This is a genomic window from Vibrio sp. 378 (assembly GCF_033339435.1).
In genome coordinates this window covers 1-1440 of sequence record NZ_JAWOUO010000073.1, presented here as the reverse complement: position 1 = coordinate 1440, position 1440 = coordinate 1, and the positions used below count along the sequence as shown (strand labels likewise).

Here is a 1440-nt window from a genome sequence, read left to right as displayed (position 1 = left end):
CGACAGTAAAGTGCTAGAAAACGGCATGTCTCTCTCTCGCCGCCGTGTACCACTTGGTGTTGTGGGTGTGATTTATGAAGCGCGTCCAAATGTGACCATCGACATTGCCGCACTGTGCCTGAAAACGGGTAATGCCAGCATCCTACGCGGTGGTAAAGAGACGTTTTTCTCTAACATGGAACTTGTGAAAGTTATCCAATCAGCCCTTGCAAAAGCAAACTTGCCAGCCGCTTCAGTACAGTACATTGAAAAGCCAGATCGCGAGCTGGTTTCTCAACTGCTTGAACTGGATGACTACGTTGATATGATCATCCCACGTGGTGGAGCTGGTCTGCACAAAATGTGTAAAGAGAACAGCACAATTCCAGTGATCATCGGCGGTTTTGGTATCAGTCACATTTTTGTTGATGAATCCGCGGACCTAGAGAAATCGCTAAACGTGGTTGAAAACTCGAAAGTTCAACGTCCTTCGGCATGTAACTCGCTAGACACACTGCTTGTTCACGAGAAAGTAGCGGCGAAATTCTTGCCAATGATTGTCGAGCGAATGAGTGACAAAGTGACGTTTGTAGCAGAACCAAAAGCGAAAGCGCTAATGGCTCAAGCTACGCAAATTCGCGATGCCGTAGAAGGTGATTTTGATACCGAATGGCTAAGCTACACGTTAGGTGTAAAAGTTGTCGCTGACGTGAAAGATGCGATTGATCACATGCGAGTTCACAATGCGAGTCACTCAGATGCAATCATGACCAACAGCTTGATTAACTCAGAGTTGTTCATCAATTCGGTGGGCTCGGCTGCAGTTTATGTGAATGCGGCAACGCGCTTTACTGACGGTGCTCAGTTTGGCTTGGGGGCTGAAGTGGCTGTCTCAACTCAAAAGCTACATGCACGTGGCCCGATGGGTTTGGAAGAATTAACGAGCTACAAATGGGTCGGCAAAGCGAACTACTTAGCACGCAGTTAACAGATTCGACTCGATATTGATTGAAAAAGGGGCACTAGTGCCCCTTTTTGTTTTCTCTCACATATCAATTCCGCTACACTAGTCTGGCTTTTGGGACGGCCCCAAAGGCACGTTATTTGGAGGTGATATGCATTGTCCTTTTTGTTCAGAGAACGATACAAAAGTAATTGATTCCCGATTGGTTGCGGATGGTCATCAAGTCCGTCGCCGCCGCCAATGTTTAGCCTGTAGTGAACGTTTTACTACGTTTGAAACGGCAGAATTGGTCATGCCTAAAGTCATTAAGTCGAATGGCAATCGTGAACCATTCGATGAAGATAAAATGGTCGGTGGCATTCAGCGCGCATTAGAGAAACGTCCGGTAAGTGCCGACTCTATCGAGCTTGCAATCAGTATGATTAAGTCGCAACTCCGCGCAACTGGTGAGCGTGAAGTACCGAGCCAAATGATTGGTAACTTGGTTATGGATCAGC

Annotated in this window: 2 protein-coding genes; both read left to right on the top strand. The window is 46.9% G+C overall.

Features of this window, described 5'->3' with window-relative positions:
- Positions 1–967, top strand: a 967-nt coding sequence (locus R7Q48_RS24180; protein ID WP_318132612.1) for a glutamate-5-semialdehyde dehydrogenase, incomplete at its 5' end; no start/stop codon positions are given.
- Between the two features lie 127 nt (positions 968–1094).
- Positions 1095–1440, top strand: a 346-nt coding sequence (gene nrdR / locus R7Q48_RS24175) for a transcriptional regulator NrdR (RefSeq protein WP_318132610.1), incomplete at its 3' end; no start/stop codon positions are given.